The following is a 22,393-nucleotide window of genomic DNA, read 5'->3' as shown; positions in this document are numbered from 1 at the left end:
CGCCGATCTCTCTACGGAGCCGGGAGCCGTCACCATGGGGCACTACAAGTCCAATCTCCGCGACATCGAGTTCAACCTCTTCGAAGTACTCGGACGCGACAAGCTGTACGGCACCGGTCCGTTCGAGGAGATGGACGTCGAGACCGCCAAGAGCGTCCTCGAGGAGCTGACCCGCCTCGCGGAGAACGAGCTGGCCGAGTCCTTCACCGACGCCGACCGCAACCCGCCGGTCTTCGACCCGGAGACCAACACCGCGCCGGTCCCGGCGTCCTTCAAGAAGAGCTACCAGGCCTTCATGGACTCCGAGTACTGGCGTCTGGGCGTGTCCGAGGCCATCGGCGGCACGACGGCTCCCCCCTCGCTGATCTGGTCGTACGCCGAGCTGATCCTGGGCGCCAACCCGGCCGTGTGGATGTACTCGTCCGGCCCCGCCTTCGCCGGGATCCTGTACGACGAGGGCAACGACACCCAGAAGAAGATGGCCCGGATCGCCGTCGAGAAGCAGTGGGGCTCCACCATGGTCCTCACCGAGCCGGACGCCGGCTCGGACGTGGGCGCCGGCCGCACCAAGGCCGTGCAGCAGGAGGACGGCTCCTGGCACATCGAGGGCGTGAAGCGCTTCATCACCTCCGGTGAGCACGACATGTCGGAGAACATCCTCCACTACGTGCTCGCGCGTCCCGAGGGCGCCGGACCGGGCACCAAGGGCCTGTCGCTCTTCCTCGTCCCGAAGTACCTCTTCGACGCCGAGACCGGCGAGCTGGGCGAGCGCAACGGTGTCTACGCCACGAACGTCGAGCACAAGATGGGCCTCAAGGCCTCCAACACCTGCGAGATGACGTTCGGCGACCGGCACCCCGCCAAGGGCTGGCTGATCGGCGACAAGCACGACGGCATCCGCCAGATGTTCCGCATCATCGAGTTCGCCCGCATGATGGTCGGCACGAAGGCGATCTCCACCCTCTCCACCGGCTACCTCAACGCGCTGGAGTACGCCAAGGAGCGCGTCCAGGGCCCGGACCTCGCCGACTTCATGGACAAGACCGCGCCCAAGGTCACCATCACCCACCACCCCGACGTGCGCCGCTCGCTGATGATGCAGAAGGCGTACGCGGAGGGCATGCGCGCGCTCGTCCTCCACACCGCCTCGGTGCAGGACACCATCGCGGTCAAGGAGGCGGCGGGCGAGGACGTGTCGGCGGAGCACGCGCTCAACGACCTCCTCCTGCCCATCGTCAAGGGCTACGGCTCCGAGAAGGGCTACGAGCAGCTCGCCCAGTCGCTGCAGACCTTCGGCGGCTCCGGCTTCCTGCAGGAGTACCCGATCGAGCAGTACATCCGCGACGCCAAGATCGACACCCTGTACGAGGGCACCACGGCGATCCAGGGCCAGGACTTCTTCTTCCGGAAGATCGTCCGCAACCAGGGCGCGGCCCTGAACTCGCTCGCCGAGGACATCAAGCAGTTCCTCGCCCTCGGCACCGGCGGCGAGCAGCTGGCGGGCGCCCGCGAGCACCTGGCGAAGGCCGCCGTCGAGCTGGAGGCCATCGTCGGCCTGATGCTCACGGACCTCGCGGCCACCGAGCAGGACGTCAAGAACATCTACAAGGTGGGCCTGAACACCACCCGCCTGCTGATGGCCTCCGGTGACGTGATCGTCGGCTACCTGCTGCTCAGGGGCGCCGCGGTCGCCGCCGACAAGCTCCAGACGGCCTCCGCCAAGGACGTCGCCTTCTACACCGGCAAGATCGCCGCGGCGAGGTTCTTCGCCGCCGAGGTCCTGCCCGGCGTCACGCTGGCCCGCAAGGTCGCCGAGGGCGTCGACCTGGACCTGATGGAGCTGGACGAGGCCGCCTTCTAGAGCCTCCCGCAGGAGGTCCTGCGACGGACGGCGCGAGCCCGAACGGGATCGAACAGGCCCGAACGGGAACGCCCGGGTCCGCACGCGACCGTCGGAGCCCGTACGAGGGCCCGCTTCCACACCGGGGAAGCGGGCCCTCGCCCTCGTTAAGGTGACCCCATGAGCGAACCCTCCCCCTTCGACCGCAGCCACACCGACGACCTCATGTCCTTCCTCGCCGCCTCCCCCACGCCGTACCACGCGGTGGCGAACGCCGCCGAGCGGCTGGAGAAGGCAGGCTTCCGGCAGGTCGCGGAGACGGACGCCTGGGACGGGTCGTCGGGCGGCAAGTACGTGCTGCGCGGTGGCGCCGTCGTCGCCTGGTACGTCCCCGAGGGCGCGGACCCGCACACCCCGTTCCGGATCGTCGGCGCCCACACCGACTCCCCCAACCTGCGGGTGAAGCCGCGGCCCGACAGCGGGGCGCAGGGCTGGCGCCAGGTGGCGGTGGAGATCTACGGCGGTCCGCTGCTCAACTCCTGGCTCGACCGCGACCTGGGCCTGGCCGGCCGGCTCTCCCTGCGGGACGGCTCCACCCGGCTGGTGAACGTCGACCGGCCGCTGCTGCGCGTCCCGCAGCTCGCCATCCACCTGGACCGCTCGGTCAACTCCGACGGCCTCAAGCTCGACAAGCAGCGCCACATGCAGCCCGTCTGGGGCCTGGGCGAGGACGTGCGCGACGGCGACCTCATCGCCTTCCTCGAGGAGACCGCGGGCATCCCCTCCGGCGAGGTCACCGGCTGGGACCTGATGGTGCACTCCGTGGAGCCGCCGGCGTACCTGGGCCGCGACAAGGAGCTGCTGGCCGGCCCGCGCATGGACAACCTGCTGTCCGTGCACGCCGGCACGGCCGCGCTGGCGGCGGTCGCGACGGCCGGGGCGGGCGGCGGCGGACTGTCCTGCATCCCGGTCCTCGCCGCCTTCGACCACGAGGAGAACGGCTCCCAGTCCGACACCGGCGCGGACGGGCCGCTGCTCGGCAGCGTGCTGGAGCGCTCGGTGTTCGCCCGCGGCGGCTCGTACGAGGACCGGGCGCGTGCCTTCGCCGGCACCGTCTGCCTCTCCTCGGACACCGGTCACGCCGTCCACCCCAACTACGCGGAGCGGCACGACCCGACGCACCACCCGCGTATCGACGGCGGTCCCCTCCTCAAGGTCAACGTGAACAACCGTTACGCCACGGACGGCTCGGGCCGGGCGGTGTTCGCCGCCGCCTGCGAGAAGGCGGGCGTTCCCTTCCAGTCGTTCGTCTCCCACAACGCCATGCCGTGCGGCACCACCATCGGCCCGATCACCGCGGCACGGCACGGCATCCGGACCGTCGACATCGGCGTGGCCATCCTGTCGATGCACAGCGCGCGCGAACTGTGCGGCGCCCAGGACCCGTTCCTACTGGCGAACGCTCTGGCGGCGTTCCTGGAGTCGTAGCCGCCGGCTGCCGACGGGGGGTCAACCCTGCGGCACTGCATGAGTGACGGCCGACCGGGTACCCGGATGCAACCGGAAGGACCGGGCAGGAAGGCGGCACTCATGGGCCTCGGCGGATGCATCATCCTCATCGCCGTGGGAGCGATTCTCACGTTCGCGACCGACTGGGACATGCAGGGCGTCAACGTGAACCTGGTCGGCGTGATCTTCATGGTCGTCGGACTGATCGGTGTGGCGGTCTTCAGCAGCATCGCCCGACGCCGGCGCGTCGTCGTACCGCCCGCCACACCGGTCATCGACGACACCCGCCCGCACCACCGCGACGGCTACAGCGACGGGTACGGGGTCTGACGGGACACCGGTGGCCGGGAGATCCGGCAACCGGCCCAGTGGCGGCGTCGGAGGACGGGAGAGAGGGCATCCCTGGTGCCATGAGATTCCTCGTACGCGACCGGATCCTCGGGATCGGTGACGACTACTGGATCGAGGACGACCGGGGCAACAAGGTCTTCCTCGTCGACGGCAAGGCCATGCGGCTGCGGGACACCTTCGAGCTGAAGGACGTCCGGGGCCGCGTCCTCATCGACATCCGCAAGAAGATGTTCGCCCTGCGGGACACGATGGTGATCGAGCGGGACGGTGGGACGCTGGCGACGATCCGGCGCAAGCGGCTGTCCCTGCTGCGCAACCACTACCGGGTCGCCCTGGCCGACGGCTCCGAGCTGGACGTCAGCGGCAGGATCCTCGACCGCGAGTTCGCCGTCGAGTACGACGGCGAACTGCTCGCCGTGGTCTCGCGGCGCTGGCTGCACATCCGGGACACCTACGGCGTCGACGTCGTACGCGAGGACGCGGACCCGGCCCTGCTGATCGCGGTGGCGGTGTGCGTGATCCACCTGGTGGAGAAGGAACGCGAGGACTGAGACCCCGGTGCCGGGGCCTGGGCCGGGACCGGGACCGGGGTCGTGCGGGTCAAGGTCGCGGGGTCGGGGTCGGCAGCCCCAGTACCCGGTCCTTCAGGGCCGGGAACTGCTCGCGGGTCTTCGCGACCTTCGCCGGGTCGAAGTCGACCGTGAGGACCTGCTCGTCGGGACCGGCCTCCGCGAGGACCTCGCCCCAGGGGTCGACCACGATCGAGTGACCCGCCTGCGGGATCCCGGCGTGCGTCCCGGCCGTTCCGCACGCGAGGACGAACGCCTGGTTCTCCACGGCCCGCGCCCGGGCCAGCAGCGTCCAGTGGGAGCGGCGGCGCTCCGGCCAGCCCGCCGGGACGACGAGCGTCTCGGCGCCGGCGTCGACGAGACCGCGGAAGAGTTCGGGGAAGCGGAGGTCGTAGCAGGTCGCCAGCCCGAGCGTGGTGTGCGGCAGCGGCACCGTCACCAGTGTGTCGCCCGCGCTCATCAGCACGGCCTCGCCCTCGTCGAAGCCGAAGCGGTGGATCTTGCGGTAGACGGCGGCCAGGTCACCGGAGGGGGAGAAGACGAGCGAGGTGTTGTAGAGCGGCCCCTCGCCCGCGCCGGAACCGCCGCCGGAGCCGCCGTCCGGGGCGCCCCGCTCCGGGACGGAGCCCGCGTGCAGCCACACGCCGGCGTCGCGCGCGGCCTCGGCCATCGCCCGGCGGGTCGGCCCGTCGAGGGGTTCCGCCGCGCGCCCGAAGTCCTCGTGGGCGAAGGCTCCCGTCGTCCACAGCTCCGGCAGGACGACGAGATCGACTCCGGCCTGTTCCCGTACCAGATCGGCGACCCGACGCCGACGCGATTCGACCGTTTCGTCCTCGTTCACGGCGACTTGGAGCAAAGAAGCGCGCACGATACCACCGTCCTGGCATTCGACTTGTCGGCACGGCCTACGATCGTCACACGAAAGCACTGCCGGGGTGCCTCACGACAGCGTAACTTGGGGCCCTCCCGGTTCGAGCGAAGCCGAGAACCTGGGGAGTCCCGAGACGCCCGCCGAGTGCAGCCACCACCCACTGGCACCGCCGCCACCACCTGCCCGTGTACCGACCGCCGAGGGGTCCCGTTCCGTGAGCCTGCATCCCACCCTCCAGCCCTACGCCGACGCCTGGACCCACTCCGTCGAGGCGATATCCGAGCTGGTGCAGCCCCTCGTGGAGGCCGACTGGAACCGGCGGACACCGTGCCCGGGGTGGTCGGTCCGCGACGTGGTCTCCCACGTCATCGGGCTGGACTCCGAGATGCTGGGCGACCCCCGCCCCATCCACACGCTGCCGCGCGACCTGTTCCACGTCACCAACGACCGGCAGCGCTACACGGAGATGCAGGTCGACGTGCGCCGCCACCACACGGCGCCGGAGATGACCTCCGAGCTGGAGTACATGATCATCCGCCGCAACCGGCAGCTGCGGAACGAGTCGCGGGACCCGGCCGCGAAGGTGCGCGGCCCGCTCGGCACGGAACTCACGCTGGAGGAGTCCATGCGCCGGCACGCGTGCGACGTGTGGGTGCACGAGCAGGACCTGCGCGCCGCCCTCGGCCGCCCCGGCAACCTCGACTCCCCCGGCGCGCACGTCGCCCGCGACGTGCTGCTCGCCGAGCTGCCCCGGGTGGTGGCCGAGCTGGCGCAGGCGCCGCGCAGCTCGGCCGTGGTCATCGACGTCCACGGCCCCGTGGAGTTCCTGCGCACCGTCCGCGTCGACATACAGGGCCGCGGCACGCTGGAGACCGCCCCGGCGCTCGGTCCCGCCGTCACCCTCACCCTCGACTGGGAGACGTACGTCCGCACGGCCTGCGGCCGGGTGACGCCGGAGGCGGTGTCGGACCGGGTGAAGACGGAGGGCGACCCGGACCTGGCGGCGGCGATCCTGCGGCACTTCGCGGTGACTCCGTAGGGCCGCCCGGGTGGACGCGGTGTGCCGGACCCGGGACGTCGTTCCCGGGTCCGGCACACCGCGTCCGCGGCCGCACCCGCCCTCACACCGGCACGTGCACGCTCTCCACCCGGGCGGCGACGAGCCGCTCCCGCTCCCTGCGCGCCGCCCGCCCGCGCAGCCGCAGGATCTGGACGAGCCCGAGGGCCTGGAGGGCGAAGACGGCGGAGAAGGCGACGGTGTAGTCGCCGCCGGTGGCGTCCAGCAGGACGCCGACGGCCAGCAGGGTCGTGATCGAGGCGGTGAAACCGCCCATGTTGGTGATGCCGGCCGCGGTTCCCTGCCGCTCCGGCGGATTCACCGGCCGGGAGAAGTCGAAGCCGACCATCGAGGCCGGTCCGCAGGCGCCCAGCCCCGTGCACAGCAGCACCAGCAGCCACATCGGCGCCGTCTCGGCCGGGTGGAACAGGGTGACCGCCCACAGCAGGGCCGTCACCCCCACGGTCCCCAGGACCAGCGGCAGCCGCGCACCGTGGTTCCGGGCGATGACCTGGCCGTAGACGACCCCGAGGACCATGTTGGACAGCACCACGAGGGTGAGGAGTTCACCGGCCGTGGCCCGGGACAGCCCCTGCGCCTCGACGAGGAACGGCATGCCCCACAGCAGCAGGAACACCATCCCCGGGAACTGGGTGGAGAAGTGCACCCACATCCCGAGCCGGGTCCCCGGCTCCCGCCAGGAGGCCGCGATCTGACGGCGCACGGAGGCGGCGCCCCTGTGCGGGGCGGGTCCCGGTCCGTGGCCCTCGGGGTGGTCCTTGAGGAACAGCACGAGCAGGACGAGCACCACGACCCCGGCGAGCGCACTGCCCGCGAAGGCGGCCGTCCAGCCGATGCCGTGCAGCAGCCGGGCCAGGACCAGCGTGGAGACGAGGTTGCCCGCCATCCCGGCCAGCGCGGCGAACTGCGCGATCAGCGGACCGCGCCGGGCCGGGAACCACCGGCTGCCCAGCCGCAGCACGCTGATGAACGTCATGGCGTCCCCGCAGCCGAGCAGGGCGCGGGAGGCGAGCGCCGTGCCGTACGTCGGGGAGAGCGCGAACCCGAGCTGCCCGACCGTGAACAGCACGGCGCCGATGCCCAGCACCTTCTTGGTGCCGAGCCGGTCGACCAGCAGGCCGACGGGTATCTGCATGCCCGCGTAGACCAGCAGCTGGAGGATGGAGAAGGTGGACAGGGCGGAGGCGTTGACGTCGAACCGGTCGGCCGCGTCGAGACCGGCCACGCCCAGGGACGTGCGGAAGACGACCGCGACGAAGTAGACCGCCACGCCCACCCCCCACACCGCGAGGGCACGCCGTCCGCCCGGGGGGTCCCCGAGCGCACGGGCGGACGGGGCGACGTCGTCCGCGCGGGTCATCGCACTTCTCCCCGGGCCAGGTGGGAGAACCAGCCGACATGCCGGTTGACCGCGCCGGCGGCCGCCTCCGGGTCCCCCGAGCGCAGCGCGTCGAGGATCTCCCGGTGCTCGGCGAGGGTCTTGGCGACCCGGTCGGGGTGCGACTGCATGACGGCGACACCCATGCGCAACTGGCGGTCGCGGAGCTGGTCGTAGAGGCGGGAGAGGATCTCGTTGCCGCCGCTGCGGACGATCTCCGCGTGGAAGCAGCGGTCGGTGACGGACGCGGCGGCGAAGTCACCGGCGGCGGCCTGCTCCCGCTGCCGGGCGAGCAGTTCCTCCAGGCGCTCGACGAGTCCGGGCGGCGCGGGCACGGCCTTGCGCACCGCGTGCTCCTCGACGAGCAGCCGGGTCTCGACCACGTCGGCGATCTCCTGCGCGGAGACGGGCAGGACGAGGGCGCCCTTCTTCGGGTAGAGCCGGATCAGCCCTTCGGCCTCCAGCCGCAGCAGCGCCTCCCGCACCGGTGTGCGCGAGACCCCGACGGCCTCGGCCAGCTCACCCTCGGTCAGGAGCGTGCCGCCCTCGTAACGGCGGTCGAGGACGCCCTGCTTGACATGGGTGTAGACGCGATCGGCGGCAGGGGGTTGTTTCACAGGGGCCAGACTCATGCCCACATGATAGATACAACACGTACCCATGGGATCGTCGGTCCAGGATGCGGACCCGGACCCCGAAGCCGCCCGCCCCCGCGCACAACCATCCGCGCCAGGTATGCGTCAGAAATGTGCGGCCCCTGCCGGCCGCGCCTCAACTCGGCCGCACCACTAGGGCATTCAACGCAATCGGGGTACCTTACTTGAATACCGTCATTCAGGGCATCCGTATCCGCAGAGCCGTCGGCGTCGTCGTGACCGCCGGCGCCGTGCTGGCCTCCGGAGCCCTCTACGCGACACCCGCGCAGGCCGCCGCCAAGCCCACGATCGCCGCCAAGGGCGGCTACGTGATGAACGACGGGACCGGCAAGTCCCTCTACACCAAGGCCGCCGACACCCGCCTCTCGACCGGTTCCACGACGAAGATCATGACCGCGAAGGTCGTGCTCGCGCAGAAGAACCTGAACCTCGACGCCAAGGTCACGATCCAGATGGCGTACAGCGACTACATCGTGGCGAACAACGCGTCGTCCGCGCGGCTGATCGTCGGCGACAAGGTCACCGTGCGCCAGCTGCTGTACGGGCTGATGCTGCCGTCCGGCTGCGACGCCGCGTACGCCCTGGCGGACAAGTTCGGCACCGGCACGACGCGGGCCGCGCGCGTGAAGTCCTTCATCGGCAAGATGAACGCCGACGCGAAGAAACTGGGCCTGAAGAACACCCACTTCGACTCGTTCGACGGCATCGGCAAGGGCAACAACTACTCCACGCCGCGCGATCTGACGAAGATCACGAGCAGCGCGCTGAAGAGCGCCAACTTCCGCGCGATCGTCAAGACGAAGAGCTACACGGCGAAGACCATCACGAAGACGGGCAGCACCCGCACGATGGCGCCGTGGACCAACACCAACGGTCTGCTCAGCAGCTACAGCGGCACCATCGGCGTGAAGACCGGCTCGGGCCCGACGGCCAAGTACTGCCTGGTCTTCGCCGCGACACGGAACGGCAAGACCGTCATCGGCACGGTCCTCGCCTCCACCTCGTCCGCCCAGCGCGAGACGGACGCCAAGAAGCTCCTGAACTACGGCTTCAGCGTCGCCTGACTCACGCCTAAGCACGCAGACGGACACAGACGGGGGCTCACCCGCACCGGGTGAGCCCCCGTCACATGCGGGATCACGGGGAGGAAACCAAGATCCGTGGGTCGGGTGAACCGCCGACGGACTTCTCGGCTTCCCGGGTGAGGCGGCACAGTTCGTCGGCCAGGACCTCGATCCGGGATCCGGAGACCGGCGGAATCCGACACAGCCGGAGCATGAGTTCGCATCGTCCGTGCCTGTCGCGGATGGGGGCCCCAGCCTGTGACACGGCGGCGGCCACTCCACCCGTGGGTGGAGTGGCCGCCGCCGTCCTTGCGCATCGCTTTCCTCAGGTCGAGGGCGTATCAGGCCGACGGCGCGCGAGAACGATTCCTCCGAGCGTGCTCTCAGCCGAGCTGAGAGTCCTGTGTGTCTCGACCGCGAAGCCGGCGTCGTCGAGCCAGGCGATCACTGGGCCGGGGCGGCGACGATGGACGTGGACCTTCATCGGGTGGCCGCCGTATCCCTGCGTCTTCAGCTGCGATCCGTCACCGACGTGGAAGCCGAGGAGCAGCGGGCCGCCGGGCCGCAGCACTCGCCGAAAGTGCGCAAGGACCGGGCCGATCTCGTCGTCGGGGACGTGGATGAGCGAGTACCAGGCGACCAGGCCGGCCATGGAGCCATCGGTGAGGTCGAGGTCGGTCATGGAACCCACCTCGAACCGCAGGCCGGGGTGATCGCGTCGAGCCACCTCGATCATCCCGGGCGACAGGTCCATCCCGAATGCGTCCACACCCAGGTCGCGCAGGTGGGCCGTGATCCTTCCCGGCCCGCATCCCACATCCGCGACGGGCCCTCCGCCTCCGGTGTGCACCAGATCCGCGAACAGCGCCATGACCGCGCGTTCCTCGGGCGTTTCGTCCAGGAGGTGCCGGACCTGGTCCGCATAGCTGGTGGCGACGGTGTCGTAGGACGCTCGAGTATCCGTCAACCAGTCCTCAGAACTCACTTCTTGACGGCCTCTGCGAGGAACGCCGCCCAGGCGCAGGGTCCGAGCCGAAGTATCGCCCCGCCGACGTGCTTGGAGTCCCGGACGGCGACGATACCGGGGACGTTGCGGGCGACCTCGACGCACTCTTGACCGGCATCTCCGCCGCTGTGACTGGACTTGACGTACTCGAACTCGAACACCGCGCCTACATCTCCTTGCGAATGGTTTCCATCAGGTCGAGGGCATTGCGCTCCGCCAGTCCCACCCGCGCGACGCGGTCGAAGATGCGTCGGTGCCTGGCGGCGTCCTCCTCGCTCTCCAACCAGAGGGTAGAAGAAGGTACGTCCATGTGTACGACGTCCAGCGCGCCGGGTTCAGCAAACGAGACGAGGCTGAACGCCCCGATCATGCCCGGATTGGCACCCGCCAGCGAGGGCACCACCTGTACCTTCACGATGTCGGTGCGGGCCATGTCCAGCAGATGCCCCAACTGGTCCCGCATCACGTCACGGCCCCCAACGAGTTGACGCAACGCCCCTTCGTGTATCACGGCCCACAACTCCAGCGGGCGTTCCGATCGCAGCCGCGCCTGCCGAGCCAGCCGGGCTTTCACGAACGGCTCGATTTCATCCGGGTCCTCCCACGAACCGGCGCCGACCGCTACCGCCCGCGCGTAGTCAGGCGTCTGCAACAGCCCCGGGATGAAGGCGAGCTGCCAGGTACGAATGCTGGTGGCGATGTCCTCCAGGGCCACGTACTCGACCATCGCCGGAAGCTGGGGGTATTGATTCCACCAGCCAGGAGCCTTGCGCCTTTCGCGGTCCGTACGCGCAAGCTGCAGGAGTTTCTCGAGCACTGCCTCGTCGGTCTCGCTGTACAGGTGACACAACGCGCGAATGTCCGGGTCCCGCATCGGCACTCCGCCACGCTCCATCTTGGCCACCTTGGCCACGGAGGCCGACAACGCCTCGGCCGCATGGGACTGGCGCATCCCGCGCGCCTCACGCATACGCAGCAGCTCACCGCCCAGCCGACGTGCCAAAACCGTCGAGACCGTGATGCCGCGGTCTGGGTTCCTACCTGCCATCTCACCTTCCCTCCCACTGAGTTGGTGACAGTCTGTGCGGCCTCCACACAGAGAGCAAGCACGTTCGAGTAGAATTCTATGTCCTCAAACTTGATGCCCCATCACCATGAACGCTACTGTCAGCACCTTCCCGCTCGCTCAGGGCGATGTCGGCGGCAGTGCACCGTGCGCCCACACCCGCACGGCGGAGCCACCGCCGACTCGCACAAGGAGGCGCATCCCGTGACTGATTCCTGCCCATCCCCGTTCCCCAAGAGCTACGACCGCTACGACACGGCCAGTTACACGCCCTACCCCCAGAACATCCCCCGCGCCCGCAGGCACGTCGCACAGCTCGTCGTCGACTGGGGGCACCCCGGAGCCGCCGGGGACGCGGCGCTGGTGGCAAGCGAGTTGTGCACGAACGCCTTGCTGCACGGGTGTCTGCAGGACCGTCTGTTCCGGGTGGAGACCTCCCTCGCCGGTGCCGCGCTGCGTATCGCCGTCACGGACCCGAAGGGCGAGCGCCTGCCGCAGGACCAGCCGGCCGATGCCGACGCCCAGTTCAGGCGCGGCCTCCTCATCGTCCGCGCCCTGGCCGACAGGTGGGCCGTGGAGCACCTGACCGTGGGCAAGACGGTGTGGGTGGAAATCACCATGCCCCGGAGGGCTGATGCGTAGCCCGTCCGGCCGTCTGCCGACGCGCTGCCGCAGTACGGTGACCCCACGGAAGAAGGAGGAGCAGATGGCGGCCGAGTGGTGGGAAGCGGTCACAGAGGCACGGGAGGCCACCGGGTTCACCGGCGAGGCCGTTCCCCGCACCGTGGACGGGATCGGTGCGGTGCTCCGCATTGATCGTCGCGCCGAGTTCTACACGGAGTTGGGCGCGCTGGGTGACGCCGACGGCTTTGACGCCTTCCTGAACCACTGGTGGACCCAGGCCCTCGCCGACGCCGCGCCGCACAAGGACGCGCGCGAGCAGGCAATCGACTTCGCCGATGCGGCCGTATCCCTGCACGCACGCCTCACTGACGGTCCCACGGCCACCCAGGCGGAGATCAACACCCTCGTCATGGGGGCGGAAGCCTCGTGAGCTACACGATACTTCAAGGCCCGCTTCCGGTCGGTGATGAGCGTGGACGTCCCGCAGGGCCGCGACCTGCAGGTCAAGCGCGTGCACCGCCGCTGGGGCATGGTCAACATTCCGAAGGTCGGCCGCGTCCGCTTCCGCTGGACCAAAGACCTCCCCGTCGGGAAAGACGCCGACACGGACAACAGGATCACCGGCGCCCGGCTGGTCAAAGACGCGCTCGGCTGGCACACCGCCTTCCGCGTCCAGACCCTGGAGCCCAGGCCCGAACCCCACCAGGGGCCGGAGGTCGGCATCGACGCCGGGGTGAACCTGCCCCTCGCCCTCTCGGACGGCAACCACCAGGACCACGGCCGCCCCGCGCGGCTCCCGAACGGCACGGCCGACCGGGACAAGTGGCTGAACCCCGACGAGAAGGCCAAGCTGCTCCGCCTGGAGCAGCGGGCCGCGCACCGCAAGAGCTTCCGCAAGCCGGGCCAGAAGACCTCCAACCGGCTGAAGCGGACCTACGACCAGATTGCGAGCCTCCGCGCGACAGCCAAGCGCCGGGCGAGTGACTGGCAGCACCGGACCACCGCCGAACTCGCCCGCACCTACGGCGTGATCGTGGTGGAGAAACTGGACATCCCGAACATGGTCAAGAGTGCCAGAGGCACCATCGAGAACCCGGGGAAGAACATCGCCCAGAAGTCCGGCCTCAACCGCTCCATCAGCCAGGAGGCGTGGGGACGCACCGTGACGATGCTGACGTACAAGGCGGCCCGCCACGGCGGCACCCTGCACAAGGTTCCCGCTCCCGGCACATCCCGGCGCTGCTCGATGTGCGGCTTCACCACGCCGGGCAGCCGGGAGTCCCAGGCCGTGTTCGTGTGCAAGAACGAAGGCTGCGGCTGGTCCGACAACGCCGACCACAACGCTGCACGCAACGTCCTGCACCTGTACCGGATGGGCCACGCGCTCGTCCCGGCTGCCGGAAGGGCAGTCGTCAGGCGCCCTCGCGGCGTCAAGCCCGCCACCGCAAGGTAGGAGGGAATCTCCCGGCTTCAGCCGGGAGAACACTTCAAGTTCCGCAGCGGAGGTGGTTCGCATGAACGAACCCAGCAAGCAGCCCGGCTCCGCAGAACGGACCGGGTCCATCGACATCAGCGACTTCGTCTACGCAGCGACCGGAGAACGGGGCCGGCGGCTGACCATGCCGAACGGAAGCCACTGGTTCCCAGCGGTGGATGTCTGCAAGTCGCTGGGGTACGCCACTCCCCGCAAGGCGCTCCTCGACCATGTTCCGGAGGACCATCGAGACAATCTCGAGACAGTGACTGGAAGTCACTGTCTCAGCATTCCCGCTGGTCGGAGCTGACGCCGAGACCTTCAGCTCATCGATCTGCAAGGTCTGATCCTGCTCGTCAACGCCTGCACGAAGCCAGCCTGCACACCCTTCAAACAGTGGGTGGCCGAGGTGATCGAGGCAGTGCAGCAGGAAGGGCACTGCACCCTGACGGAGGCCGAGGTGCAGTCCGCCGAACCCGGTGCACCCATCGCCTACGCCATGCCGGAGCAGATCGCCGAGGCGCCTCCCGTACGGGGCTTTCCGTGCGGCGCGTCAACGAGTGCCTCCGGCTGTTGCGCAAGCACGCCTGCATTCGCTCGCGGGGCGGGACCGGGGACGGGGCTCCGGTGTACGTGCTCCATCAGGTCTGAGGGAGCGGTACGGCAGGAGGGGCGTCGCAATCCGAAGTTGCGGCGCCCCTCCTGTGGTGAACCTAGTGGTTCGTGGGCGTCACGCCCAGCTGATCAACCGTTTCGGCTGTTCCAGGATCGCGGCCACGTCGGCCAGGAACTTGGAGCCGAGTTCGCCGTCGATCAGGCGGTGGTCGAAGCTCAGGGCGAGGGTGGTGACCTGGCGGGGCTTCACCTTGCCCTTGTGGACCCACGGCTGGAGCTTGATCGTGCCGACGGCGAGGATCGCGGACTCACCGGGGTTGAGGATCGGCGTGCCCGTGTCGACGCCGAAGACGCCGACGTTGGTGATCGTCACCGTGCCGTTCTGCATCGCGGACGGGGAGGTCCTGCCCTCCCTGGCCGTGGACACCAGCTCGCCCAGGGACTCGGCGAGCTGCGGCAGCGTCTTGGCGTGGGCGTCCTTGACGTTCGGGACGATCAGGCCGCGCGGAGTGGCCGCCGCGATGCCCAGGTTGACGTAGTGCTTGACCACGATCTCCTGGGCCGCCTCGTCCCACGAGGCGTTGACCTCGGGGTTGCGTCTGACCGCGACCAGCAGGGCCTTGGCGATCAGCAGCAGGGGGTTCACCCGCAGGCCGGTGAACTCCTTGTCCTGCTTGAGCTCCTCGACCAGCTTCATCGTGCGCGTCACGTCGACCGTCACGAACTCCGTGACATGCGGTGCGGTGAACGCCGAGCCGACCATCGCGGCCGCCGTCGCCTTGCGGACGCCCTTGACCGGGATACGGGTCTCGCGCGCCGTGTCGTACGACACCGGAGCCGGGGCCGGGACCGGGACCGGGGCGGCCGGGGTGAGAGCCGGGGCCTCGAAGGCCGGGACCGCGGGTGCCGGGGCCGCGGCCACCGCCGCATGGACGTCCTCGCGGGTGATGATGCCGTCCGGACCGGTCGGGATGACCGTCGTCAGGTCGACGCCGAGGTCCTTCGCCAGCTTGCGCACCGGCGGCTTGGCCAGCGGGCGTTCCCGAGGAGCGGCAGGGGCGCCGTAGCCGTTCAGTTCCGTCTGGACGGGTGCCGCCTCCTGCTGGGCGTGGGCGGCGGCGGTGTCCGGAGCCGTCTTGCGCGGGCGGCGGCGCGTCGAGGACGTCGCCACGCCGTAGCCGACCAGGACCGGCTGACGGGCCGGGGGCCCGGCCGCCGGCTCCTTTGGCGCCTGCTCCGGCTCGGCGGCCGGGGCGGGTGCCTCCACCGCCGGCGCCGCGCCGCCCGAGACGTCCACCGCGATGATGGACGTGCCCACGTCCACCGTGGTGCCCTCGGGGAAGTGCAGCTCGCTCACCACGCCGGTGTAGGGGATGGGGAGTTCGACGGCGGCCTTCGCCGTCTCGACCTCGCACACCACCTGCCCGTCGGTGACCGTGTCACCGGGCTGGACGTACCACTTGAGGATCTCGGCCTCGGTGAGGCCCTCGCCCACGTCCGGCATCTTGAACTCGCGTACGGACGCGTTCGTCATCGTCGTCACGACCCTCTCCCTCAGTACGCCAGCGAGCGGTCGACGGCGTCCAGCACCCGGTCCAGGTCCGGGAGGTAGGACTCCTCCAGGCGGGCCGGCGGGTACGGGGCGTGGTAGCCGCCCACCCGCAGGACCGGGGCCTCCAGGTGGTAGAAGCAGCGCTCCGTGATCCGCGCTGCGATCTCCGCGCCCGAACCGAAGAACACCGGCGCCTCGTGGACGACGACCAGACGGCGGGTCTTCTCCACCGACGCCTGGATCGAGTCGAAGTCGAGCGGGGAGACCGAGCGCAGGTCCAGCACCTCCAGGGAGCGGCCCTCCTCGGCGGCGGCGTCCGCGACCTCCTGGCAGAGCTTCACCATCGGCCCGTAGGCCGCCAGCGTCAGGTCGGTGCCCCCGCGGACCACGCGCGCGGTGTGCAGCGGTCCGGGGATCGCCTCGGTGTTGACCTCGGCCTTGTCCCAGTAGCGCCGCTTGGGCTCGAAGAAGATCACCGGGTCGTCGCTCTGGATGGCCTGCTGCATCATCCAGTACGCGTCCGACGCGTTGGACGGGGAGACCACCTTCAGGCCCGCCACGTGGGCGAAGAGCGACTCGGGGGACTCGGAGTGGTGCTCGACCGCGCCGATGCCGCCGCCGTAGGGGATGCGCACCACGACCGGGAGCTTCACCTTGCCCAGCGAACGGGCGTGCATCTTCGCCAGCTGCGTGACGATCTGGTCGTACGCCGGGAAGACGAAACCGTCGAACTGGATCTCGACCACCGGGCGGTAGCCGCGCAGGGCGAGGCCGATCGCCGTGCCGACGATGCCCGACTCGGCGAGCGGGGTGTCGATGACGCGGCTCTCGCCGAAGTCCTTCTGCAGCCCGTCCGTCACCCGGAACACGCCGCCGAGCTTGCCGACGTCCTCCCCCATGACGAGGACCTTGGGGTCGGTGTCCAGGGCACGGCGCAGCGACTCGTTGATCGCCTTGGCCAGGGCCATGTTCTTGGATGTCATGGTCTCCGCCATGTCACTTCCCCCCGTCCGTGTCGTCGAACGATGCCTGGTAGGCGGCGAACTGCGCCCGCTCCTCGTCGACGAGGGCGTGGCCGTCCGCGTACACGTTCTCGAAGATGGCGAAGTGGTCCGGGTCCGGCATGGCGCGGACCGCTTCGCGCACTCGTTTGCCCAACGTCTCGCTCTCGCTCTCCAGTTCCGCGAAGAATCCCTCGTCCGTGTGGTGTGCGGACTCCAGGTGGCGGCGAAGGCGCAGGATCGGGTCCTTGGCCTCCCAGGCGACCCGCTCGTCGTCGTGACGGTAGCGGGTGGGGTCGTCGGAGGTGGTGTGGGCGCCCATGCGGTAGGTGAACGCCTCGATCAGCGTCGGCCCCTCACCGCCGCGGGCCCGCTCCAGGGCCCACCGGGTGACGGCGAGGCTCGCCAGCACGTCGTTGCCGTCCACCCGCACGCCCGGGAAGCCGAAGCCCTGCGCGCGCTGGTACAGCGGGACGCGGGACTGCTTCTCGGTCGGCTCGGAGATCGCCCACTGGTTGTTCTGGCAGAAGAACACCACCGGGGCGTTGTAGACCGCGGAGAAGGTGAACGCCTCGGCCACGTCGCCCTGGCTGGAGGCGCCGTCGCCGAAGTAGGCGATCACCGCGCTGTCCGCGCCGTCCTTGGCGACGCCCATCGCGTAGCCCGTGGCGTGCAGCGCCTGGGAGCCGATGACGATCGTGTACAGGTGGAAGTTGTTGCCGTTCGGGTCCCAGCCGCCGTTGTTGACGCCGCGGAACATGCCGAGCAGGTTGGTCGGGTCCACCCCCCGGCACCAGGCGACGCCGTGCTCCCGGTAGGTGGGGAAGACGTAGTCGTCGTCGCGCAGCGCCCGGCCGGAGCCGATCTGCGCCGCCTCCTGGCCCAGCAGCGAGGCCCACAGGCCCAGCTCGCCCTGGCGCTGCAGCGAGGTCGCCTCGGCGTCGAAGCGGCGGGTGAGCACCATGTCGCGGTACAGGCCGCGGAGGTCCTCGGCGGTGATGCCCTCGACGTACTGGTCGAACTCGGCGTTCTCGACGCGCTCGCCCTCGGGCGTCAGCAGTTGCACGAGGTGGGGCTCGGCACTCTTCACCGCGCCGCCGGCCTTCTTGGCGGCGGTGGCCTTCCTGGCCGTGGTAGCGGGCTTCCTGGCCGTGGTAGCGGGCTTCTTGGCCGTGGTGGCGGGCTTCTTGGCCGTGGTGGCGGGCTTCTTGGCCGTGGTGGCCTTCTTGGCCGCGGCGGTCTTCTTTCCAGTGGTGCTGGTGGTGCGTTTGGTGCCGGTGGCGCCGGCGTTGCTTCCGGCGCTGCGTCGCGGTGCGTGCGCGGCAGTGCTCTCCACGGTCACGTGTGCTCCTCCGTCGGTCCGACCCCCGGGGTTGCCGGTAGGTCTGGGGTCCTCCTCCAGCTCGTCAAGGCCTGGGGGAGGCTCACCTCTTCTCGACCACGGGCACGGGGTGGGTGCCGCTCGGCCGGGAACAGGCGTGACAGGCGCCCCGGCGAGCGACCTGCAACAAGCACGTTACCCAGTGCGCCACATTTCTGTGAAACCCTCCCTGACCTGGGATTTTGCTTGGATTTCCAAGTAAATCGGAAAGGTCGGGAAGGCGCGCTGGTCACAGCCTTGCAGGAGGCCGGAGCAACGGCACGTTATCCCGGGGACCCCGGGCTCGGGAAGGGTTGAGTGTCGCGCCCCGCTCCAGAATGAGCAGGTAATGCGACCAATAAGTACAGAGTGGGACAATTCCCAGCTCACAGGGTGCGTGAGGGCCGGTCGTCCGGCGGGGTGTCACGCTCACGGGGCCCGCTTGCGCGCCTCACGCGCTCCCCCACTGGGCGCAGCGGCACGCCGACCGGCGTCCGCCGCGCGGGGCGGGCGCGGCGGTGTCCACCCGTTCGGCCCGCTCGGCCGGGGTGGGGCGAGGCGGAACGGGACGGGGCGGGCACGAGGCCCGCCCCTGGTCAGCCGCCGGTCAGCCCTCGGTCAGCCGCCGGTCACGGCGCCGGCTTCTCCGCCGCCACCGTCCGCGCCGCCGTTGACCGGGCCGCCGTCCGCGCCGCCCGTCTCCGGGTCCGGGTCCGTCTGGGGCGGCGGCTGCTCGTTCGTCGGGTCTTCCGTCGGCGTGGTCGGGTCGTTCGTCGGGTCGTTCGTCGGGTCCTCGGGCTGCGACTGGTCGTCCGACGGCGTCGGGGACTGGGGGTACGACGGGGGCCAGTTGTTGTTGCCGCCGGACCCGTTGCCGTTGCCGTAGCCGTTGCCGGTGCCGGTGTCCGTGTTGCCCGGCGCCTGCGGCTCCTCGGGGGCGTCGTCGCTCGGCGACTCGCTGGGCTTCTTCTCCTTCTCCTCGCTGGACTGCGAGGAGCTCGGGGACTCGACCGGCTTCTTTCCGCCCTTGCCCGAGTCGTCGCCGTTCAACGCCAGGGCGACCCCAGCCGTGATGGCGATCACCGCGAGCACCGCGAGGATCCACAGCTTGCCGCGGCCGCTGCCCCGGTTGCCGCCGCCCTCGAAGCCGCCGTCGTCCCCGCTCCCGTACCGGTTGGGCAGGATCGGCTGCGGGATGGCCGCGGTGCCGGTGGTGTCCGGGTGCGGCATCGCCGTCGTGCCGGCGAAACCGGCCGACGGGGTGTGCCGGCCGTCGTGCATGTCGACCACGCCGGTGTTCCAGGTGCCGGTGTGGCCGCCCTGGTCGTAGAGCATCTGCAGCCCGTACTGGACCAGCCCGCGCATCTCCTCGGCCGTCTGGAACCGGTCGTCCGGCTCCTTGGCGAGTGAGCGCATGACGAGCCCGTCCAGCTCCGGCGGGCTGGCGTCCGAGACCTCCGACGGGGGCGTGGGGATGTCCTGGACGTGCTGGTAGACCACGGACAGCGGCGTCTCACCGGTGAACGGGGGCCGCAGCGCCAGGAGTTCGTACAGCATGCAGCCGGTCGCGTACAGGTCGGACCGGTGGTCGACGGCCTTGCCGAGCGCCTGCTCCGGCGAGAGGTACTGCGGGGTGCCCATGACCATGCCGGTCTGCGTCATCGTCGTGGACGCGCCGTGCATGGCGCGGGCGATGCCGAAGTCCATCACCTTCACGGCGCCGTTGTGGGTGATGATGACGTTGGCGGGCTTGATGTCACGGTGCACGATGCCGTGCTGGTGCGAGTAGGCCAGCGCCTCCAGCACACCGGAGACGATGATCAGCGCCTGTTCTGGGCCGGGCGCCTCGGCGTTGAGCAGGAGATCGCGGATCGTGCGGCCCTCGACGATCTCCATGACGATGTACGGCACGGCCTGGCCGCCCACCGTGTCCTCGCCGGAGTCGTACACGGCGACGATCGCATGGTGGTTGAGCCCGGCCACCGACTGCGCCTCGCGCGTGAAGCGCGCTTTGGCGATCGGGTCCTCGGCGAGGTCGGCACGCATCAGTTTGACCGCGACCGTACGCCCGAGGCGCACGTCCTCGGCGGCGAACACCTCGGCCATGCCGCCCCGGCCTAGTCGGTGCGTCAGCCGGTAACGGCCGTCGCCGATGAGCCCGCCGTTACCCCAGCTGTCCGGCGCGTCCGACATTCCGCCGCCAGTCGCCTCGGGGTCGGACGGGCCCTGAGCGCGCTGCTGCTGTGCCATCGGTCCTCGCCGTCGTTTCTGCCCGCGGTGCGCGCGGTGTTGTCACGGTCTCCGTCGGCCACGCTACAGCCTCTGCGGGGGCCTCCGGTCCGAGACGGGTTGCCAGGACCAGCACGAGACGGACCGGCCATGAAACCCGCTCTCCGTATCGTCATGCAAATTCTGTGTGTCAGGCGTCGCTTCGGCCACACGTCCCCGGTAACGCTTCCGCGACGCTTCTTTTCCGTACCGTCACGGAACGGGCCCCCTGCTTGACGTGTCAGTGGCCTGCGGCAGACTTGGCCGGGAATAGCGCATTCGATCTACTTCGGTCTACAGGGCATCGGTCGCCGACGGCAACGCCGGAGAGGCTACGGGGGACGCGGAAACATGAGCCAGGACGGCGCACAGGGCCAGAACTCGGGGCGGGCGCTCGCCGGCGGCCGCTACCAGCTGCGGGACCTGCTCGGCCAGGGCGGCATGGCCTCGGTCCACCTGGCGTACGACAGCGTGCTCGACCGCCAGGTCGCCATCAAGACCTTGCACACGGAACTCGGCCGGGAGCAGGCCTTCCGCGAACGCTTCCGCCGCGAGGCCCAGGCCGTGGCGAAGCTCACGCACACCAACATCGTCTCGGTCTTCGACACCGGCGAGGACGAGGTGGACTCCGTGACGACGCCGTACATCGTCATGGAGTACGTCGAGGGCCGCCCGCTCGGCTCCTTGCTCGACGAGGACGTACGGCAGCAGGGCGCGATGCCCGCCGACAAGGCGCTGAAGATCACCGCCGACGTGCTGGCCGCCCTGGAGATCAGCCACGAGAAGGGCCTGGTCCACCGGGACATCAAGCCGGGCAACGTGATGATGACCAAGCGCGGCGTGGTCAAGGTGATGGACTTCGGCATCGCCCGCGCCATGCAGTCCGGCGTGACGTCGATGACGCAGACCGGCATGGTCGTCGGCACCCCGCAGTACCTCTCGCCGGAGCAGGCGCTCGGCCGGGGCGTCGACGCGCGCTCCGACCTGTACTCGGTCGGCATCATGCTCTTCCAACTGGTCACCGGGCGGCTCCCGTTCGACGCGGACTCGCCGCTGGCCATCGCCTACGCGCACGTGCAGGAGGAGCCACCGATCGCCTCCTCGGTCAACCGCGCGCTGCCCCCGGCCGTCGACGCGCTGATCGCCCGCGCGCTGAAGAAGAATCCGAACGAGCGCTTCCCCAGCGCCGAGGCCATGCGCGGCGAGTGCCTGCGGGTGAGCCAGTCCTTCCAGGCGGCCCCGCCGAACATCGTCCCCGGCACCCCCGGACAGAGCGGCTCGGGCGTCGGCTCCGCGGTGTTCCCGCCGGTCGACCAATCGTCGGCGCCGGGGGTCCAGGGCAGCGTCCGGACGCCGTACCAGCCGGCCCCGCACCCGAACCCGTACGGCACTCCGGCCCCCGCTCCTTCTGCGGGGTACGGCTATCCGCAGCAGGGCGGCTACCAGACGCCCCACCCGTCGCCGTACGCCCCGCAGCAGAGCGGCCCGTCGACCCCGCCGCCGTACGACCTGACACCCCAGAACCCGGCTCCGGGCGGTGCGGGCCGCGGCAGGAACAACAAGCCGGTGATCATCGGATCGATCGCCGTGTCCGTGCTCGCCGTCGGCGGCCTGGTCGCGGCACTGCTGTCCAACGGCGGGGGGAACGGCGACGACCAGGGCGGCGGGGGCAGTTCGCCGTCGGCGTCCGCGTCCGTCGAGAAGGCGGCCGGCCACCGGGGACCCGACCCGTCCAGGACGATCGACCCGGACGAGTGCACGGAGCCGAAGGAGTCGTACAACGACCCCGACAAGATCGAGATCCCGAAGCTGAAGTTCAAGTACATCAAGTCGGTCAAGGAGTGCTTCCAGCAAGCCGGCTGGGACCTGGACGTGCGCGACGTCAACGAGAACACCTACGGCGAGGGGACGGTCATGAACCAGTTCCCCGCCGCCGGCACGGCCGTCGACCCCGAGGACATGCCCAAGATCCAGCTCTACGTCTCCACGGGCAACCCACCGTCCGCCTGACCGGGCCCCCGGGCGCCCCCCGGGCGCGGCCCAGGAGGAACAAGGCGGAACAAGCGGAACAGGTGAAAGGGGCCCGGCCTCCGGGCCGGACCCCTTCGTGT

19 protein-coding genes and 2 pseudogenes are annotated in these 22,393 nt (G+C 70.1%); 11 read left to right on the top strand and 10 right to left on the bottom strand.

The genetic code is table 11. From position 1 onward, the window contains the following. Positions 1-34: 34 nt before the first annotated feature. The 4 genes from ACWEQO_RS04595 (at position 35) to ACWEQO_RS04580 (ending at position 4,251) form a co-directional block, all read left to right on the top strand. On the top strand, positions 35-1,861 hold the full coding sequence (locus ACWEQO_RS04595; protein WP_361453740.1) for an acyl-CoA dehydrogenase: 1,827 nt from the start codon (positions 35-37) through the stop codon (positions 1,859-1,861). Between the two features lie 159 nt (positions 1,862-2,020). Then, on the top strand, positions 2,021-3,328 hold the full coding sequence (locus ACWEQO_RS04590; RefSeq protein WP_452978832.1) for a M18 family aminopeptidase: 1,308 nt from the start codon (positions 2,021-2,023) through the stop codon (positions 3,326-3,328). A gap of 102 nt (positions 3,329-3,430) precedes the next feature. After that, the gene (locus ACWEQO_RS04585; protein ID WP_361453734.1) at positions 3,431-3,679 is read left to right on the top strand and encodes a DUF6458 family protein; all 249 of its coding nucleotides are present in this window, start codon (positions 3,431-3,433) and stop codon (positions 3,677-3,679) included. Between the two features lie 80 nt (positions 3,680-3,759). Further along, positions 3,760-4,251 carry an LURP-one-related/scramblase family protein gene (locus ACWEQO_RS04580; protein WP_452978829.1) on the top strand — a complete coding sequence of 164 codons (492 nt, stop codon included), beginning with the start codon at positions 3,760-3,762 and terminating at the stop codon, positions 4,249-4,251. Between the two features lie 49 nt (positions 4,252-4,300). On the opposite strand, the gene ACWEQO_RS04575 is transcribed toward ACWEQO_RS04580, so the two are convergent. Further along, positions 4,301-5,137, bottom strand: a complete 837-nt coding sequence (locus ACWEQO_RS04575) for a carbon-nitrogen family hydrolase (protein WP_452978826.1) — start codon at positions 5,135-5,137, stop codon at positions 4,301-4,303. A 217-nt stretch (positions 5,138-5,354) separates the two neighbouring features. Between ACWEQO_RS04575 and ACWEQO_RS04570 the strand changes: the two genes are divergently transcribed. After that, positions 5,355-6,179: a maleylpyruvate isomerase family mycothiol-dependent enzyme gene (locus ACWEQO_RS04570; protein WP_452978823.1), complete on the top strand. Its 825-nt coding sequence runs from the start codon at positions 5,355-5,357 to the stop codon at positions 6,177-6,179. 82 nt (positions 6,180-6,261) lie between these two features. On the opposite strand, the gene ACWEQO_RS04565 is transcribed toward ACWEQO_RS04570, so the two are convergent. Both ACWEQO_RS04565 and ACWEQO_RS04560 read right to left on the bottom strand, forming a co-directional pair. Next, positions 6,262-7,578: an MFS transporter gene (locus ACWEQO_RS04565; protein WP_452978820.1), complete on the bottom strand. Its 1,317-nt coding sequence runs from the start codon at positions 7,576-7,578 to the stop codon at positions 6,262-6,264. Continuing rightward, entirely contained in the window at positions 7,575-8,228 is a 654-nt protein-coding gene (locus tag ACWEQO_RS04560; RefSeq protein ID WP_361453719.1) for a GntR family transcriptional regulator, read from the bottom strand. The genes ACWEQO_RS04565 and ACWEQO_RS04560 overlap by 4 nt, the downstream gene beginning before the upstream one ends. A 188-nt stretch (positions 8,229-8,416) precedes the next feature. On the opposite strand from ACWEQO_RS04560, the gene ACWEQO_RS04555 reads away from it, so the two are divergent. Next, positions 8,417-9,316 carry a D-alanyl-D-alanine carboxypeptidase family protein gene (locus tag ACWEQO_RS04555; RefSeq protein ID WP_452978816.1) on the top strand — a complete coding sequence of 300 codons (900 nt, stop codon included), beginning with the start codon at positions 8,417-8,419 and terminating at the stop codon, positions 9,314-9,316. Positions 9,317-9,641: 325 nt separating this feature from the next. Here the strand turns inward: ACWEQO_RS04555 and ACWEQO_RS04550 are convergent, their stop codons facing one another. Genes ACWEQO_RS04550 through ACWEQO_RS04540 form a run of 3 tightly spaced genes read right to left on the bottom strand, consistent with a single transcriptional unit; the run spans position 9,642 to position 11,370 of the window. After that, complete coding sequence (locus ACWEQO_RS04550; protein WP_452978813.1) at positions 9,642-10,301, bottom strand: class I SAM-dependent DNA methyltransferase; 660 nt, start codon at positions 10,299-10,301, stop codon at positions 9,642-9,644. Next, positions 10,298-10,483 (bottom strand): DUF397 domain-containing protein, encoded by a 186-nt coding sequence (locus tag ACWEQO_RS04545; protein WP_452978810.1) that lies wholly within the window; start codon positions 10,481-10,483, stop codon positions 10,298-10,300. The genes ACWEQO_RS04550 and ACWEQO_RS04545 overlap by 4 nt, the downstream gene beginning before the upstream one ends. A 5-nt stretch (positions 10,484-10,488) precedes the next feature. Beyond that, complete coding sequence (locus ACWEQO_RS04540) at positions 10,489-11,370, bottom strand: helix-turn-helix domain-containing protein (RefSeq protein ID WP_452978807.1); 882 nt, start codon at positions 11,368-11,370, stop codon at positions 10,489-10,491. A 222-nt stretch (positions 11,371-11,592) separates the two neighbouring features. On the opposite strand from ACWEQO_RS04540, the gene ACWEQO_RS04535 reads away from it, so the two are divergent. The 4 genes and pseudogenes from ACWEQO_RS04535 (at position 11,593) to ACWEQO_RS04520 (ending at position 14,137) form a co-directional block, all read left to right on the top strand. After that, positions 11,593-12,030, top strand: coding sequence for an ATP-binding protein (locus ACWEQO_RS04535; protein WP_452978804.1), 438 nt, complete (start codon positions 11,593-11,595; stop codon positions 12,028-12,030). Positions 12,031-12,094: 64 nt separating this feature from the next. Continuing rightward, the gene (locus ACWEQO_RS04530) at positions 12,095-12,442 is read left to right on the top strand and encodes a hypothetical protein (protein WP_452978801.1); all 348 of its coding nucleotides are present in this window, start codon (positions 12,095-12,097) and stop codon (positions 12,440-12,442) included. 12 nt (positions 12,443-12,454) lie between these two features. Then, positions 12,455-13,465: pseudogene (locus ACWEQO_RS04525) on the top strand (RNA-guided endonuclease InsQ/TnpB family protein); the annotation flags it as partial. A gap of 61 nt (positions 13,466-13,526) precedes the next feature. Further along, positions 13,527-14,137: pseudogene (locus tag ACWEQO_RS04520) on the top strand (BRO-N domain-containing protein). A gap of 79 nt (positions 14,138-14,216) precedes the next feature. Here the strand turns inward: ACWEQO_RS04520 and ACWEQO_RS04515 are convergent. The 4 genes from ACWEQO_RS04515 to ACWEQO_RS04500 all read right to left on the bottom strand — a co-directional run bounded on the left by ACWEQO_RS04515 (position 14,217) and on the right by ACWEQO_RS04500 (position 20,264). Continuing rightward, positions 14,217-15,644: a dihydrolipoamide acetyltransferase family protein gene (locus ACWEQO_RS04515; protein ID WP_452978798.1), complete on the bottom strand. Its 1,428-nt coding sequence runs from the start codon at positions 15,642-15,644 to the stop codon at positions 14,217-14,219. 11 nt (positions 15,645-15,655) lie between these two features. Next, positions 15,656-16,648, bottom strand: coding sequence for an alpha-ketoacid dehydrogenase subunit beta (locus tag ACWEQO_RS04510; RefSeq protein ID WP_361453639.1), 993 nt, complete (start codon positions 16,646-16,648; stop codon positions 15,656-15,658). A gap of 1 nt (position 16,649) precedes the next feature. After that, positions 16,650-17,996, bottom strand: coding sequence for a pyruvate dehydrogenase (acetyl-transferring) E1 component subunit alpha (pdhA, locus tag ACWEQO_RS04505; protein ID WP_452978794.1), 1,347 nt, complete (start codon positions 17,994-17,996; stop codon positions 16,650-16,652). A 636-nt stretch (positions 17,997-18,632) separates the two neighbouring features. Next, entirely contained in the window at positions 18,633-20,264 is a 1,632-nt protein-coding gene (locus tag ACWEQO_RS04500; RefSeq protein WP_452978791.1) for a protein kinase domain-containing protein, read from the bottom strand. 369 nt (positions 20,265-20,633) lie between these two features. On the opposite strand from ACWEQO_RS04500, the gene ACWEQO_RS04495 reads away from it, so the two are divergent. Then, positions 20,634-22,292, top strand: coding sequence for a protein kinase domain-containing protein (locus ACWEQO_RS04495; RefSeq protein ID WP_361453630.1), 1,659 nt, complete (start codon positions 20,634-20,636; stop codon positions 22,290-22,292). Positions 22,293-22,393 lie beyond the last annotated feature (101 nt).

The organism is Streptomyces sp. NPDC004051 (assembly GCF_053604275.1).
The sequence above is the reverse complement of the archived record's forward strand: the minus strand, read 5'-3'. Positions and strand labels throughout refer to the sequence as shown.

Excerpts from the sequence above, each read along its gene's own strand:
- ACWEQO_RS04500 (WP_452978791.1), bottom strand. The coding sequence starts at position 20,264 with ATGGCACAGCAGCAGCGCGCTCAGGGCCCGTCCGACCCCGAGGCGACT.
- ACWEQO_RS04590 (WP_452978832.1), top strand. The coding sequence starts at position 2,021 with ATGAGCGAACCCTCCCCCTTCGACCGCAGCCACACCGACGACCTCATG.
- ACWEQO_RS04565 (WP_452978820.1), bottom strand. The coding sequence starts at position 7,578 with ATGACCCGCGCGGACGACGTCGCCCCGTCCGCCCGTGCGCTCGGGGAC.
- ACWEQO_RS04595 (WP_361453740.1), top strand. The coding sequence starts at position 35 with ATGGGGCACTACAAGTCCAATCTCCGCGACATCGAGTTCAACCTCTTC.
- ACWEQO_RS04540 (WP_452978807.1), bottom strand. The coding sequence starts at position 11,370 with ATGGCAGGTAGGAACCCAGACCGCGGCATCACGGTCTCGACGGTTTTG.
- ACWEQO_RS04560 (WP_361453719.1), bottom strand. The coding sequence starts at position 8,228 with ATGAGTCTGGCCCCTGTGAAACAACCCCCTGCCGCCGATCGCGTCTAC.
- ACWEQO_RS04530 (WP_452978801.1), top strand. The coding sequence starts at position 12,095 with ATGGCGGCCGAGTGGTGGGAAGCGGTCACAGAGGCACGGGAGGCCACC.
- ACWEQO_RS04495 (WP_361453630.1), top strand. The coding sequence starts at position 20,634 with ATGAGCCAGGACGGCGCACAGGGCCAGAACTCGGGGCGGGCGCTCGCC.
- ACWEQO_RS04510 (WP_361453639.1), bottom strand. The coding sequence starts at position 16,648 with ATGGCGGAGACCATGACATCCAAGAACATGGCCCTGGCCAAGGCGATC.
- ACWEQO_RS04585 (WP_361453734.1), top strand. The coding sequence starts at position 3,431 with ATGGGCCTCGGCGGATGCATCATCCTCATCGCCGTGGGAGCGATTCTC.
- ACWEQO_RS04580 (WP_452978829.1), top strand. The coding sequence starts at position 3,760 with ATGAGATTCCTCGTACGCGACCGGATCCTCGGGATCGGTGACGACTAC.